This window comes from Microbacterium sp. Soil_C_42, assembly GCF_057656735.1.
This window is the reverse complement of the sequence record NZ_JBDGJU010000060.1, coordinates 1-13,251: the sequence shown is the minus strand read 5'-3', so window position 1 is coordinate 13,251 and position 13,251 is coordinate 1. Positions and strand designations below refer to the sequence as shown.

General features: G+C 70.1%; 12 protein-coding genes and 1 tRNA gene. 6 read left to right on the top strand and 7 right to left on the bottom strand.

Annotation, left to right across the window (positions count from 1 at the left end; all coding sequences use genetic code 11):
* Positions 1-273 precede the first annotated feature (273 nt).
* The 6 genes from AC3A46_RS18835 to AC3A46_RS18810 all read right to left on the bottom strand — a co-directional run bounded on the left by AC3A46_RS18835 (position 274) and on the right by AC3A46_RS18810 (position 6,855).
* A complete protein-coding gene (locus tag AC3A46_RS18835; RefSeq protein WP_487666597.1) occupies positions 274-1,050 on the bottom strand; it encodes an HAD-IIB family hydrolase in 777 nt (258 codons plus the stop codon).
* 51 nt (positions 1,051-1,101) lie between these two features.
* A tRNA-Pro gene (locus AC3A46_RS18830) sits at positions 1,102-1,178 on the bottom strand.
* 18 nt (positions 1,179-1,196) lie between these two features.
* Positions 1,197-2,747, bottom strand: coding sequence for a hypothetical protein (locus AC3A46_RS18825; RefSeq protein WP_487666596.1), 1,551 nt, complete (start codon positions 2,745-2,747; stop codon positions 1,197-1,199).
* Positions 2,744-2,998, bottom strand: coding sequence for a hypothetical protein (locus tag AC3A46_RS18820; protein WP_487666595.1), 255 nt, complete (start codon positions 2,996-2,998; stop codon positions 2,744-2,746). Before AC3A46_RS18820 ends, AC3A46_RS18825 begins: the two co-directional genes overlap by 4 nt.
* 102 nt (positions 2,999-3,100) lie before the next feature.
* Positions 3,101-4,033 (bottom strand): metallophosphoesterase, encoded by a 933-nt coding sequence (locus AC3A46_RS18815; protein ID WP_487666594.1) that lies wholly within the window; start codon positions 4,031-4,033, stop codon positions 3,101-3,103.
* Positions 4,033-6,855, bottom strand: a complete 2,823-nt coding sequence (locus tag AC3A46_RS18810; protein ID WP_487666593.1) for a transglycosylase domain-containing protein — start codon at positions 6,853-6,855, stop codon at positions 4,033-4,035. Before AC3A46_RS18810 ends, AC3A46_RS18815 begins: the two co-directional genes overlap by 1 nt.
* A 109-nt stretch (positions 6,856-6,964) precedes the next feature.
* Between AC3A46_RS18810 and sp36 the strand changes: the two genes are divergently transcribed.
* On the top strand, positions 6,965-7,180 hold the full coding sequence (sp36, locus tag AC3A46_RS18805; protein WP_045298026.1) for a Sp36 family protein: 216 nt from the start codon (positions 6,965-6,967) through the stop codon (positions 7,178-7,180).
* 2 nt (positions 7,181-7,182) lie between these two features.
* A complete protein-coding gene (locus tag AC3A46_RS18800) occupies positions 7,183-7,650 on the top strand; it encodes a RidA family protein (protein ID WP_487666592.1) in 468 nt (155 codons plus the stop codon).
* Positions 7,651-7,770: 120 nt separating this feature from the next.
* Here AC3A46_RS18800 and acs read toward each other — a convergent pair whose 3' ends face one another.
* The gene (gene acs, locus AC3A46_RS18795) at positions 7,771-9,762 is read right to left on the bottom strand and encodes an acetate--CoA ligase (protein WP_487666591.1); all 1,992 of its coding nucleotides are present in this window, start codon (positions 9,760-9,762) and stop codon (positions 7,771-7,773) included.
* A 415-nt stretch (positions 9,763-10,177) separates the two neighbouring features.
* Here acs and AC3A46_RS18790 point away from each other — a divergent pair, with 415 nt between their 5' ends.
* The 4 genes from AC3A46_RS18790 (at position 10,178) to AC3A46_RS18775 (ending at position 13,097) form a co-directional block, all read left to right on the top strand.
* A complete protein-coding gene (locus AC3A46_RS18790; protein WP_487666590.1) occupies positions 10,178-11,392 on the top strand; it encodes a TadA family conjugal transfer-associated ATPase in 1,215 nt (404 codons plus the stop codon).
* Positions 11,377-12,432 carry a type II secretion system F family protein gene (locus AC3A46_RS18785; protein ID WP_487666589.1) on the top strand — a complete coding sequence of 352 codons (1,056 nt, stop codon included), beginning with the start codon at positions 11,377-11,379 and terminating at the stop codon, positions 12,430-12,432. Before AC3A46_RS18790 ends, AC3A46_RS18785 begins: the two co-directional genes overlap by 16 nt.
* 90 nt (positions 12,433-12,522) lie before the next feature.
* Positions 12,523-12,765 (top strand): DUF4244 domain-containing protein, encoded by a 243-nt coding sequence (locus tag AC3A46_RS18780; RefSeq protein ID WP_487666588.1) that lies wholly within the window; start codon positions 12,523-12,525, stop codon positions 12,763-12,765.
* Complete coding sequence (locus AC3A46_RS18775; RefSeq protein WP_487666587.1) at positions 12,765-13,097, top strand: TadE family type IV pilus minor pilin; 333 nt, start codon at positions 12,765-12,767, stop codon at positions 13,095-13,097. Before AC3A46_RS18780 ends, AC3A46_RS18775 begins: the two co-directional genes overlap by 1 nt.
* Positions 13,098-13,251: the final 154 nt, after the last annotated feature.

Here is a 13,251-nt window from a genome sequence, read left to right as displayed (position 1 = left end):
CCCCACGCCGGCTCCGGGCGACGCCGGCGCGTCGGCCGGAGCCTCCGGGCGCGTGGGCCCAGCGGCAGCATCCCGCCCTGGGAAGGCCCCGGCGGCGAAGAGCGCCGGGCCGCGCGCCAAAGCCTGAGCTTCGGACGGCTGCTCGCCTGTCACGATGTGCCGCTCGCCGCGGCAGGTTGCGACAGGCGAGCAGTCTCGTCAGCGGGGATTTTCCTCACCTGTCGCGACGTGCCGGCACGAGCCGCATGTGGTGACGGGCGAGCGGATGGCGCGTCAGACGCGGACGGGAAGCGTGGGGATCAGCTGCTCGAGGTAGGCCACGGTGTCTTCCCAGCCGTCGACCGCATGGCAGCGCACACCCATCGCGAGAACGGGGTAGTCGTTGCCGTCGGGGTCGAGGCGGTCGCCGACGAAGAGCATGTCGTCGAGGGAGATGCCGGTCTGCTCGGCGAGCTGACGCATGCCGTAGGCCTTGTCGATGCCCTGCTCGGTGATGTCGACCGAGGTCGAGCCGCCGGAGCGCACCTCGAGATCGGGCAGCAGCGCCGCGACGGCGGCACGCAGGCTGTTCTTCTTCTCGCCGGTGGGATCCCATGCGGTCTTCGCGGGGACGGGGGCCTTCTGGCCGAGCGCCGAGAAGGTGATCTGAGACCCGCGATCCTCGAGGATGTCGCCCCACGTCTCGGATTCCCACAGCCCCAGGCGGCGAGCCTCACCCTCGACGGCGGCGAGTGCTCGGGACTTCTGATCGTCCGTGAGCGAGCGCTTGTAGACGGTGACGACCTCGTCCTCGGTGAGACGGTAGTACTGCGTGCCGCAGGTGGGGAGGAGGTGCAGACGCGCCAGAGTGTCGGCGGAGGCGTCCGGAAGGCGGTCGACGACCTGCGTCGTGAACTGCAGAAGCTGACCGCCGGAGATGATCGCCACCTCGACGCGCTCCGCCAGCGCGATCAGCAGTTCGCCGATGCGGGGGTCGATCTGGCTCTTCGAAGGAGCGAGCGTGTCGTCGAGATCGAAGGCCACGAGGAGGGGCGGGATGCTGTGGTCCATGACGTCCGTCCTTTCATGCAAGAGGCTCCGCCTTCCGGCGGAGCCTCTCCGTGGTCGGGGTGACAGGATTTGAACCTGCGGCCTCTTCGTCCCGAACGAAGCGCGCTACCAAGCTGCGCCACACCCCGTTTTGCAACCCTCCGAGTCTAACCGATCGTCAGGGGTGCTGCTGACCACGGCCGCCTCGAGCTGACGATCGCGGCGCCGAGGCTGAGCAGAGCGATGGCGATCGCGGCGGGCCCGCGGAGGGAGGCGGCATCCGTGCCGGTGGCTGCCAGCTCCGGCAGAGGCGCGTCTTCCGGAGCCGGAGGCGCTTCGGCGGCGGGAGGGGGAATGGGTGTCGGCGTCGTCGGGGGCGGGGCGATCACGGCGACCTGCGAGGGCTCGCCGAACCGTTCGGTCCAGGCGAAATCAGCGCCGATGTGGGCGACGACGGCGGGGATCTGGTCGGCCGCACGCAGGCTCCACACGGCGGTGTAGAACCCCGACGTGGTCATCTCCCACGAGGAGCTGACTGTGTACGTGCCGGCCGGGCCTGTCGCGGAGTCGGTCGTGAGCTGCAGCGTTCCCACGATGGCGTCGTCGCCCGGGATCGTCGACCCGGGGACGGGCTCGGTGTCGGTGCGGTAGACGATGGCGCTCGCGGTCACCGGCAGGTAGGAGCCGTCGTCGGCGCGCGGCCACGCGCCCTCGGTCGCGGTGAAGGTGACCTCGTCCACGTACGGGCCGCCCGCTGCGTCGCGCGCCGTGACCTGCGTCGAGATGGCCGGGGCGAACGGCGGGATGCGCGGGGCGGCGTCGGCCCCGGACACGTCGAACTGAACATGCCCCGCGGGTCCGGCCGTCTCCTGGCCGCCCGGCGTCGTGAAGTGTCGCACCGCGGCGGCCAGGCCGGCGTCGAAGCGACCCGTTCCGCTCACGGTATAGGGACGGCCTTCGGCCGGCGGCACGGTGCGGATGGCGTACGTCGACCCCGATGCCGCGTTCTCGAGCGTCGGCGAACCCGACTCCGCGAAGACCGCGTTCGTCAGGGTGATCGTGCCCGTCGCTGCGGCGGTCGTGTCGACCCGGACGGCACCGTTGCGGTGGTCGGCGGCATCCGTCGTGAACACGAGGTTTCCGCTGGCGGTCGAGGGGCCCGCCGCAGCACGTGTGGCTTCGTCGTAGTACGCCACGGCACGCTCCTGGACGGCCCGGTCGTGCTGCGGGGACAGCGCGGACATCGTCCAGTGGATGGCGCCGGCGAGCGAGTCCCCACGGTAGCCGAAGGCATGCAGCGTCTCTTCGCGGTTCGCGATGGCCTTGACCGCCCACGCCACGGCGGCGGCCTGGACGGGGTCGCCGGTCTGTCCGTACGTGGTCACGAGAAGATTGATTCCGGCGAGCTGCTGCGGCGACAGCCCGGCGGCCGACCCGCTGACTCCGTGGTCGGTGGTCTGGCCGGTCGGCGCGGGCGCTCCGGGGGTGATGCAGTACGTGTGCACGCCGTCGACCAGCATCGAGCCGTGCCACCCGTAGGCGGAGACCGGAGCCCACGTTCCGAATCCGGTGCCGCGCTCGGCGGCGTCGGCGCGGGACGGCACGAGGAAGGTGATCACGATCACGATCGCGGTGGTGATGAGGAACACGGCAGACGTGCGTCGACCGACAGCAAGTCGGATGGGCGCTGCCGTGTCGTCGGTCGCAGACCCGCTCATTCGGCGCCTCCGCTGACGGGTACGAACGGCATATGCCGCCCGAATCCGCGGGTTCGTTGATCGTCGCGGTGATCGGCACCGTCTGTCGTGTCGGGGACGAAAGGAGCCGACACGACCCCGATGACCAGGGCGATCACGAGCGCAAGCAGTCGCAGTCGCACGGGCAGGCCGATGCCGTGAACGATCGTCGCGGCGACGAGCGTGTTCCGGATGGGGGGATCAGCGGGTCGTGTGGAACGCGGAGCAGCCATGTATCGAGGATCGGCGCCTCGGACAGGTGGTGGCGGCCGCGGGTGGCGAACTGTGGACGGCCCGCCGCCATGCGGGCCTGGGGAGGAACCCGCGGAGCTGCGCTACGCGCGCGGAACGAGGGTCAGGAGTGAGGCCTCGGGGCGGCAGGCGAAGCGCACCGGCGCGTAGATCGAGTGGCCGAGTCCTGCGCTCACGTTGAGCGGCACCGAGCGACCGCCGTGCTTCCACGCGCTCAGCCCGCGGGCCTGACGAAGCGGGATGTCGCAGTTGGCGACGAGGGCGCCGACGCCGGGGATGCGGACCTGGCCACCGTGCGTGTGGCCGCCGAAGATCGCGTCGGCCCTCAGATCGACGAAGTCGTCGAGCACACGGCGATAGGGGGCGTGGGTCACGCCGATCGAGAGGTCGGCCGACTGCTCGGCGCGGAGCGTGGACAGTGGCTCGGGAAGCTCGTCGAGACGGTCCCAATGGCGGTGCGCGTCGCTCACGCCGAAGGCGGCGATGCGCAGACCGCCGACATCCAACGATCCGACCTTGTTGTTGAGATCCAGCCAGCCGAGCTCGCGGGTGAGGTAATCGTCCAGCGCGTCGGTATCAAGTGGCTCGGCGGTGTGCTTCACCTTCGACGGACCGGTGAAGTACCGGAACGGGTTGCGAGGAGACGGGGCGGCGTGGTCGTTCGAGCCGTGCACGAAGACGCCCGGGACGCCGCGCAGGGGGTCGTACGCGCGGCGGAGCCCGCGGAGACCGTCGAAGTGGCCCATGTTGTCACCGGTGTTGACGATCAGGTCGGGCTGGAGGTCCGCGAGCCCCGCGATCCATTCCTGCTTGCGGCGCTGCCAGGGCGCCATGTGCGCGTCCGACAGGTGCAGCACCCGGATGGGCGTGGCTCCTGCGGGAAGCACGGGGACCTCATGGAAGCGGACCGTGAAGAGGTAGCGCTCGATGCCGACGCCCCAGACCACGGCGCCCGCGCCGACCGCCCCCACCGTGCCGAGCACGGTGAGGGCGGTGCGCGTTGCTGAGGACGGCACTAGCCGTTGCCGCCGCCGTTGTTGCCGCCGCCGCGTCCACCGCCGCCTCCGCCGCAGACCGCTGCGGCATAGTCGACGGTGATCGACGCGTTGCGGTTCACCACCGAGCCCGCGCCCGGGTTCGTCGCGCCGGACTTGGTCTGCGCACCCAGGCTGGCATCGGCGGTGCAGGTGCCGTCGCCGACGTTGCCGAAGCCCGCGCTGCGCAGCGCCTTCTTCGCATCATCGAGCGAGCGGCCCGACACATCGGGCACCGCGATGCCCTCCCCGTTGCTCGGGTTGATCGTGACGGTGCTGCCGCCTGCGACCTTCCCGGCGCCCGGGTTCTGCGCCGCCACAATGCCGGCCGGCTGATCGGAGTCGACGGGGCCGCCGACCTCGACGGCGAAGCCCGCGTCGGTCAGGATCTTGGTCGCTTCGTCGACCGACTTGCCCACGACGTTCGGGAGGTCGGTGAGGACCTGCTTGGTGAGATCCGCATCCGGCTTCGGGAACTGGTCGCCCCCGTACGCATCGTTTGCGGCGCTTTGCACCGATCGCGTGATGTTGTAACGGATGTCAGACAGCTTGCGTCCGTTGTGCCACGTCTTGAAGATGTCGCCGCCACCGTTGACATTGCCGGCCCACGTTGCCGTGGCGACCTTGGTGCTCGAGGTCACGAGCCATGACTGGATCGACTCGTGGGTTCCGGTCTTGCCGATGAGCGGAACACCGTCGCGCGGGTTTCCGCCCGCTCCGGTGCCGCCGTTCATGACTCCCTGCAGTGCGTACGCGGCGGTGGCGGCGACGCGCGGCTCGATCACCGGGTTGCACGCGCGCTGCGGCTTGGGAAGCTCGTTGCCGTCCGCGTCGGTCACACGGTCGATCACCTGAGGCTGGCAGTACACGCCGTTGTTGGCGACGGTTGCGTAGGCCTCCGCCATGGCAAGGGGCGACACGGGCGTGACTCCGATTACTCCTGTGAGCGTCTTCAACTCGACCGGCTCGTTGTCGAACGTATCGATGACTCCCATCTTTGTCGCGACATTGCCGATGTCGCAGAGATTCAGCTTCTCTGCCATGGCGAAGTAGCCGGTGTTGAGCGAGTCCCGTGTGAACTGCATGGGGTTGCCTACGTACCCACGCTGCTTGTTGAAGTTGTTGACGACCGTGTTCGTCGTATTGACCCAGTCGGGTCCGCAGGTCTTCATCCGCTTGAACACACGCGTTCCACCGTTCAGCGTCTCGTTGACGGAGTGGCCCTTCTCGAGCCAGTCGAGGAGCGTGAAGAGCTTGAAGGTAGAACCGGCGTTGAAGCCTGACGAGTCGCCGAACGTCTTATCGCCGGCGTAGACCTGGGCCGAGTAGTTCCAGTCCTCGGCGTTCGCGGCGTCCTCGCTGAAGATCGTGTTCTGCGCCATCGCGAGGACTCGTCCGGTTGTCGCCTCGACGCTCACCGTGGCCGATCCGAAGCGGCCCGGCGCATAGTCCGGGGAGGTCGGCATGGTGGCACTGGTCGGCGCGTTCTCGGCCATCGCCTGCTCAGCTGGGGCCTGCACGCGCGGGTCGAGAGTGGTGTAGACGTTCAGCCCACCGCGCTGGAGCGTGTCGCGCCGCGCGTCGGGGGTTTCGCCGAAGGCGGCGTCGTTGAGGATCACGTACTTGACGTACTGGCAGAAGTACGCCGCGCCGCCTGCATTGGCGCAGCCGGTCTTCGGCTCGACGATGTCAGGTGTGATGGGCCATGCGGCGGCCTCGACGTACTGCTCGCGGGTGATCTTGCCGTCGTCCAGCATGCGGCTCAGCACGTAGAGCTGGCGCACCTTGGTCGAGGTGTAGCCGTCCGCCGCGGCGAGCTTCTGCTCCTCGGTGATCTCTCCCGACGCCACCAGGGCGTCGAGCACGCCGAGCTTGGCGCCCTCGTCTATGACGCCGTCCGGCGCCTTGTTGAAGGTCGCGCCGTCCGAGCCGAAGATCGATCCGCCTGGCCTGTCGATGCGGTAGTTGTTCGGGTTCTGCACCATTCCGGCGAGCGTCGCCGCCTGCGCGACGGTGAGGTTCGCCGCAGTGGTGTTGAAGTAGTGGCGCGCCGCGGCCTCGATGCCGTAGGTGATGCCGCCGAAGTTCGCGATGTTCATGTACCCGAGCAGGATGTCGTTCTTCGAGTACTTCTGCTCGAGCGCAATGGCGTAGCGCATCTCCTGCAGCTTGCGGCTGTAGCCCTCGCTGCCCTCGGCCGTGGTCGCGTCGACCCAGCACTGGCGAAGCGCCTGCTCGCTGGTGAGCTTGACCTTGTCCAGGCCGGTCGCCTCGTCGAGGACGCGATTGCCGTCCTTGTCGGTCTCGTAGACCGTCTCGGCGTTCTGCTCGCACTTCTGGATCAGCACGTTCTTGACGTACTGCTGGCTGACTGACGAACCACCCTGGGTCTCGCCGCCGCCCTGGGCGTTCGACAGGAGCGCGCGCGTCGTTCCGATGAGGTCGATGCCGCCGTGCTGGTAGTAGCGCGGGTCCTCGCTGGACAGGAGCGCGTCGTACATGACCGGATTGATCTGGTCGAAGTTGACAGGGGTGCGGTCCTGCTCCAGGAACTGCGTCATCAACTGCGGCTGCCCCGTCGCGGGGTCGGTGTAGTAGAAGTTGCTCGGGAGCATGAGCTTGTCGATCTCGAGGACGCTCGGGAGATTGTCGAACATCGTGATCGCGCGCTCGGCCGCGGTGCTCGTGAGCGCGACCGCGGGGGTGACGGTCGCCGCAATGAGGACACCGGCTGCGGCACTGAGGCCGACGAGCCCGGCGAGTCCGCCGAGCACACCGGTGGCCGTGCGTTTGGTATCAGGCATAGGGTTGATCGTAAGGGAGATACCTGGGCGATCCATCAAGGACGCACAGCTGACCGGGGTGTTTCCCAGCCTTCACCAGCCGTCCCTTCCCCCTACTCGAGGAGTCGCGATGACGACGTGGGAGTACCTCACCACGCCCCTTCTGATCCACAACACCGCAGCGATCCTCAACAACTGGGGCAAGCAGGGCTGGGAGCTCGTGCAGGTCGTGCAGGGCCCCGAAGGCGGTCTGGTGGCCTACTTCAAGCGCCCGTCCGGCGGCGGTCAGCAGAACGCGGGACTGGATGCTGCGGCCCAGGCCGCGAAGCAGTTCGAGGAGGCGTGAGCATGAGTGTGAGCGCCCGCCTCGCCGAGCTCGGCATCGACCTTCCCGACGTCGTGCCGCCGGTCGCCGCCTATGTGCCCGCGAAGGCGCACGGCGACCTCGTCTACACGGCCGGCCAGCTGCCGATGATCGCAGGCTCCCTGCCGGCGACGGGCAAGGTCGGCGAGGGCCAGGGCCTCGTGCCCGCCTCCGATGCGAAGGGCTACGCGCGCCAGAGCGCGCTCAATGCCATCGCCGCCGCCGCGGCCGCCGTCGGCGGGGTGGACCGCCTCACGGGCGTCCTCAAGGTCACCGGGTTCGTGGCATCCGTTCCCGAGTTCACCGGCCAGCCCGGCGTCATCAACGGCGCGAGCGAGCTGCTGGGCGAGGTCTTCGGCGACGCCGGCAGGCACGCCCGTTCGGCCGTCGGCGTGCCGGTGCTGCCACTGGACGCCCCGGTCGAGGTCGAGGTCGTCTTCTCCTACGCCTGACGGTCTCTCCGCTCGTTGAGCGAGCGAAGCGAGTCGAAACGCCCCTGACCTTGCGCAAGGTCAGGGGCGTTTCGACTTCGGGCGCCAGAGTGCCCTTCGCTCAACGAGCGGGGGACTTCGCTACTTGACCTGCGCGGAGATCACCGACATGACCGCCGTGTCGGCGAGGGTGGTCGTATCGCCGACCTCTCGGCCCTCGGCGACGTCGCGCAGCAGGCGACGCATGATCTTGCCGGAGCGGGTCTTGGGCAGCTCGCCCACGATGTAGACGTCGCGAGGACGGGCGATCGGGCCGATCTGCTCGCCGACCCACAGGCGCAGGTTCTGCGCCAGCCCGTCGGGGGAGTGCGCGTCGAGGTAGGACTGCTTGATGATGACGAACGCGACGACCGCCTGCCCGGTGGTCTCGTCGGAGGCGCCGACGACGGCCGCCTCGGCGACGGCCTCGTTTCCGACCAGGGCCGACTCGATCTCGGTGGTCGACAGGCGGTGACCCGATACGTTCATGACGTCGTCGACACGCCCCAGCAGCCACACGTCGCCGTCGTCGTCGAGGCGCGCGCCGTCGCCCGCGAAGTAATAGCCCTGCTTCTGGAACTTCTCCCAGTAGGTCTCGACGAAGCGCTCCGGGTCGCCCCAGATGCCGCGGAGCATCGACGGCCACGGGTCCGTGACGACGAGGAGCCCGCCGTTGCCGTTGCCGACGTGCGTGCCGTCCTCGTCGACGACGTCGATCGAGATGCCGGGGAGGGGCACCTGCGCCGAGCCGGGCTTGGTCTCGGTGACGCCCGGCAGCGCCGAGACCATGATCGAGCCGGTCTCGGTCTGCCACCACGTGTCGACGATCGGCGCGGTCTTGCCGCCGATGATCTTGCGGTACCACATCCACGCCTCGGGGTTGATGGGCTCGCCCACCGACCCGAGGAGGCGCAGCGATGACAGGTCGAACTGCTTCGGGATCGCACGGCCGAGCTTCATGAACGAGCGGATCGCGGTGGGCGCCGTGTACAGCACCGTGACCCCGTACTTCTGCACGATCTCCCACCAGCGGCCGGGGTGGGGGGCATCCGGCGTGCCCTCGTAGAGCACCTGCGTCGCGCCGTTCGCGAGCGGGCCGTATGTGACGTAGCTGTGCCCGGTGATCCACCCGATGTCGGCCGTGCACCAGTAGACGTCGGTCTCGGGGTGGAGGTCGTGCACGACCTTGTTGGTGAACGCGGACTGCGTGAGGTAGCCGCCGGACGTGTGGAGGATGCCCTTGGGCTTTCCGGTCGTGCCCGACGTGTAGAGGATGAACAGCGGGTTCTCGGCGGGGAAGGCGTGCGCCTCGTGCTCGGCCGAGGCCTGCGGAACGACCTCGTGCCACCAGAGGTCGCGGCCGTCGTTCCAGTCCACCTCGTTTTCGCCGCGCTTGACGACGAGCACGTGCTCGACGGACTCCTGCACCCCTGCGCCGCGGTCGGCGAGGGCGAGGTCCACGGCGGGCTTCAGCGGCGAGACCTTGCCCTTGCGGTAACCGCCGTCGGCGGTGATCACGAGTTTCGCGCCGGCATCGTCGATGCGGGAGCGCAGGCTGTCGGCCGAGAACCCGCCGAACACGACGGAGTGGATGGCGCCGATGCGTGCGACCGCGAGCATCGAGGCGACGGCCTCGGGGATCATCGGCAGGTAGATCGCCACGCGGTCCCCCTGGCCGATGCCGAGTCCCTCGAGAACGTTGGCGAGGCGCTTGACCTCGTCGGTGAGCTCGGCGTAGGTGACACGGCGCTCGTCGCCAGGCTCACCCTCCCAGAGCAGCGCCACCCGGTCGCCGTTGCCGGCCTCGACGTGACGGTCGAGGCAGTTGTAGGCGACGTTCAGCTCGCCGTCGGCGAACCACTGTGCGAACGGCGGGTTCGACCAGTCGAGCACTTCGGTGAACGGCTTGTGCCAGTGGAGGTCGCGGGCCTGGTCGGCCCAGAATCCGAGGCGGTCGGCCTTCGCCGCTTCATACAGCTCCGCCGTCGCGATGGCGTTGTCGGCGAACTCGGCGGTGGGCGCGAAGCGCCGGTCCTCGTTCAGCAGGTGGTCGATCTGACTGCTGGCTTGCGTGACAGGGGTCTGTTCGCTCATGGGAGCGCGCTCCTTTGCGGGCTGGGTCGAGGCCGAGGGGTGTCGGCGACTCTGCCAGGAAATGTACCCACCACCGCCGGAACCGACTACCCCCGATAGTAGGTGGCCCCGCATACATCGATCCCGACCGATATATCAGTGAGAATCCTCTCCTTTTCGTTTTGTCAGGACCCCTACCTCGCCTATGCTGACCGTTGGCCGAACATCGATTCTGGCATTGCGGCTCCCGACGTCACCCCCCGAATTCGGGGCCGCGCTTGGCGGCATCCCATTCCCCCCATGGGATGCCGCCTCTCCTCATTGGGAGCGGTCTCTCGATTCGTCGGCTCCTCCCCAACCCGTGGCGTCGCGCGGCTCTCCACGGATGACCGGTCGTGTACGCCGGGGTGGGACACCGCCTTCGTAGCGTCGGAGCATGTCCGCACCGTTCGTCGTCCGTCCTCGTTCCGGGCCTGCGGGCGCGCCCGCTGCGAAGGACCGATGGGATGCTGCGGCCCGACCCGTGTCCTCCGCCCCGACGATGTTCGTGGCCACGGCTGAGACGGCGCCACGCATCGCGGCGCCTGCGCGTAAGCCGGCTCCGCCGGGCGCCGCCGCGGCATGGGTGCCGCGGCGTGCCGACACGGCCGGAGTTCCGGGTGGCGAACCGGCGCACGTGTGCGCGCCCCCGCCTCCGCGGGCACCGGCCGAGCGGCATCCGGTCCTCGCACCCTTCGCCGCCTATCTCGACGACCCGGACATCACGGATCTCTTCGTCAACGGAGCGGCGGGCCTGTTCGTCGATCGCGGAGCCGGGGTGGAGGCGGCACGCGAATGGCGCGCCACGGAAGAAGAGGTGCGAGAGCTCGCCGTCGCGCTCATCGGTCTGGGAGGGAGGCATATCGACGACGCGTCGCCGTGCGTGGATGTGCGCTTGGAGGACGGCATCCGCGTGCATGCCGTGCTGCCGCCGATCGCCCCCGAGGGCACGGTCCTGTCGATCCGCGTGCCGCGCCTGGGCGCCGCGACCCTCGACGAGCTCCAGCAGACCGGGATGTTCGACGAGGCAGTCCGCGACCGCCTGCGGGAGGCGATCGCCAGGCGCACGAATCTCCTGGTCTCGGGCGCCGCCGGAGCCGGCAAGACCACGCTGCTCGCGGCGCTTCTCGCGGAGGCGCCTGCGCAGGAGCGCATCGTGACGATCGAGGATGTCGCGGAACTGCGCATCGCACACCCGCACCACGTGCGCCTCGAGGCGCGTCAGCCCAACATCGAGGGCACCGGCGGAGTCGGGCTCGCTCGCCTGGTGCGTGAGGCCCTGCGGATGCGCCCCGACCGTCTCGTCGTCGGGGAGTGCCGCGGCGACGAGGTGAGGGAGCTGCTGTCGGCGCTGAACACCGGTCATGACGGCGGAGCCGGCACGGTGCACGCGAACGGACTCCACGACGTGCCGGCACGCCTCGAGGCTCTCGGGGCGCCCGCAGGGCTCGACGACCGCTCGCTCGCGCGCCAGGCGGCCAGCGCGATCGGACTGGTCGTGCACGTGGAGCGGGACCCGGATGGCTCGCGACGCATCGCCGGAGTCGGTCGCCCCGTCGTCGACGGCAACGGGCGTCTTGCCATCGAGGAGGAGAGATGGGGGCGGCGGTGACGCAGGCGGCGGGTGCGAAGGGCGCACGGGCAGCCTCCGCGGCGGCGGTGTCGCCTCGAGCCCTGGTGCTGTCCGGTTTTCGCGCGTCCACCCGGCCCTCGACGTCGTCGGCCGACATCGCGGAGACCGTGCTGCGGCTGGCGGTGCTGCTGCAGGCCGGGGTCGCGCCCGCCCGCGCCTGGGAGCATCTCGCTCGCGCCGGCGACCCGGCGGCACGGCACGTCTCCTCGGCGATCGACCGAGGGATGCCGCTGCACGAGGCGATCGCCACCGTGGGCACCGGCGCGTGGCGGGAGGTCGGCGTCGCGTGCCAGGTCGCGCTCGTCGTGGGGGCACCGCTCGCCGAGTGCCTGCGCGGGCTCGCCGCCGCGCTGCGCGACGCGCAGGAGGCGGCCGACGAGGTGCGGGTCACCCTCGCCGAGCCCGCGGGCACGGCCCGGCTCATGAGCTGGCTTCCGCTCGTCGCCGTGGGATTGGGTGCCGCGCTCGGCTTCGACACCTTCGGCACCCTGTTCGCGAACCCTCTGGGGCTGGCATGCCTCGGCGCCGGTGCGGTGCTCATCCTCGCCGCGCACCGATGGACGAAGCGGCTCGTGCGCATTGCGGCGAGCCCGGACCGCGCGCCCGGTCTCGACGCCGAGCTGATGGCGATCGCGCTCAGCGGCGGGGTGTCCATCGACCGCGCGCGGGCGGTCGTCCGGGACGCACGTCGAGTCGGAACCATGGGCGAGAGCACCGATCCGGGCGGCGAGTCCGGGACGGCCGCGGCGAACCCGGAAGGAGACGCGCCGGGCGGATCCGATGACGTCGACGCCGTGCTCACGCTGTCGCGGACAGCGGGCGTACCGGCCGTCGAACTGCTGCGGGCTTCCGCCGCGCACGCCCGGCATCGCGCCCGTGTCGAGGCCCGGCTTCGTGCCGCGCGCCTCTCCTCGCGGCTGCTCATCCCCCTGGGCGTGTGCACACTGCCCGCATTCCTCCTCCTCGGGGTCGCGCCCATGCTGCTCAGTGTCATGTCGACGATGTCGGTCTCGCTGTGACGGTCCGTCCCCGATCCCGCGATGCTGCGCCGCGTCGTCGCGCCCAGACCGTGCCCGCACCCACCAATCAATCCATCGAACGGAGAACCCATGTCCCTGTCCCGAACCGACCTCGTCGTGCCCCGTCTCACGCGTCGCCGCGCCGAACGCCTGTTCGCACCGCGCGACGTCGGCCGCACGTGGGAGGGCGATACCGGCGCCGCGACCGCCGAGTACGCCATCGCGACGATGGCAGCGGTCGCCTTCGCCGGCCTCCTCGTCGTCATCATGCGCTCGGATGAGGTGCGCACCATCCTCACCGACCTCGTGCGACGCGCGCTCACGGTGGCGTGATGCGGCCGCGGCTGGGCGACGATCGCGGTGCGGTCGTCGCCGAGTTCGCGGTCGCCCTCCCCGCCGTCGCGCTCGTCCTGCTCGCCGGGGTCGGGATCCTCGCGGGAGCTTCGCGGCAGGTGCGGCTGCAGGACGCGGTGGCGGATGCTGCGCGCCTGAGCGCCCGCGGCGAGTCCGAGCAGCGCGTGCGCGACGCCGTCGCGGCGACGGTGGCGGAGGCATCCGTCGACATCACCGCTCAGGGGGATCTCGTGTGCGTCGAGGCATCCGCTCCGGCGCTGTTCGGAGTGCGGGTGACGGCGGCCGGATGCGCGTTGGCGGGCGGCCTGTGAACGCGCCCCACGACGCCGTCGCGCCGGCGCGCGGGACGGGCTGATGGCGGGGACGATGGCGGCGGTCGGGATCGTCGGTGCGGCCGCGATCCTCGCGGCGGCGCTCGCCGGCGCCGGTGCGGCGGCGGTCGCGAGTCAGCGACTGGCTTCGGCG

Coding starts and splice junctions, on each gene's coding strand:
- AC3A46_RS18825 (WP_487666596.1), bottom strand. CDS start 2,747: ATGAGCGGGTCTGCGACCGACGACACGGCAGCGCCCATCCGACTTGCT.
- AC3A46_RS18780 (WP_487666588.1), top strand. CDS start 12,523: ATGTCCCTGTCCCGAACCGACCTCGTCGTGCCCCGTCTCACGCGTCGC.
- AC3A46_RS18835 (WP_487666597.1), bottom strand. CDS start 1,050: ATGGACCACAGCATCCCGCCCCTCCTCGTGGCCTTCGATCTCGACGAC.
- AC3A46_RS18800 (WP_487666592.1), top strand. CDS start 7,183: ATGAGTGTGAGCGCCCGCCTCGCCGAGCTCGGCATCGACCTTCCCGAC.
- AC3A46_RS18775 (WP_487666587.1), top strand. CDS start 12,765: ATGCGGCCGCGGCTGGGCGACGATCGCGGTGCGGTCGTCGCCGAGTTC.
- acs (WP_487666591.1), bottom strand. CDS start 9,762: ATGAGCGAACAGACCCCTGTCACGCAAGCCAGCAGTCAGATCGACCAC.
- AC3A46_RS18820 (WP_487666595.1), bottom strand. CDS start 2,998: ATGGCTGCTCCGCGTTCCACACGACCCGCTGATCCCCCCATCCGGAAC.
- sp36 (WP_045298026.1), top strand. CDS start 6,965: ATGACGACGTGGGAGTACCTCACCACGCCCCTTCTGATCCACAACACC.
- AC3A46_RS18810 (WP_487666593.1), bottom strand. CDS start 6,855: ATGCCTGATACCAAACGCACGGCCACCGGTGTGCTCGGCGGACTCGCC.
- AC3A46_RS18790 (WP_487666590.1), top strand. CDS start 10,178: ATGTCCGCACCGTTCGTCGTCCGTCCTCGTTCCGGGCCTGCGGGCGCG.
- AC3A46_RS18785 (WP_487666589.1), top strand. CDS start 11,377: ATGGGGGCGGCGGTGACGCAGGCGGCGGGTGCGAAGGGCGCACGGGCA.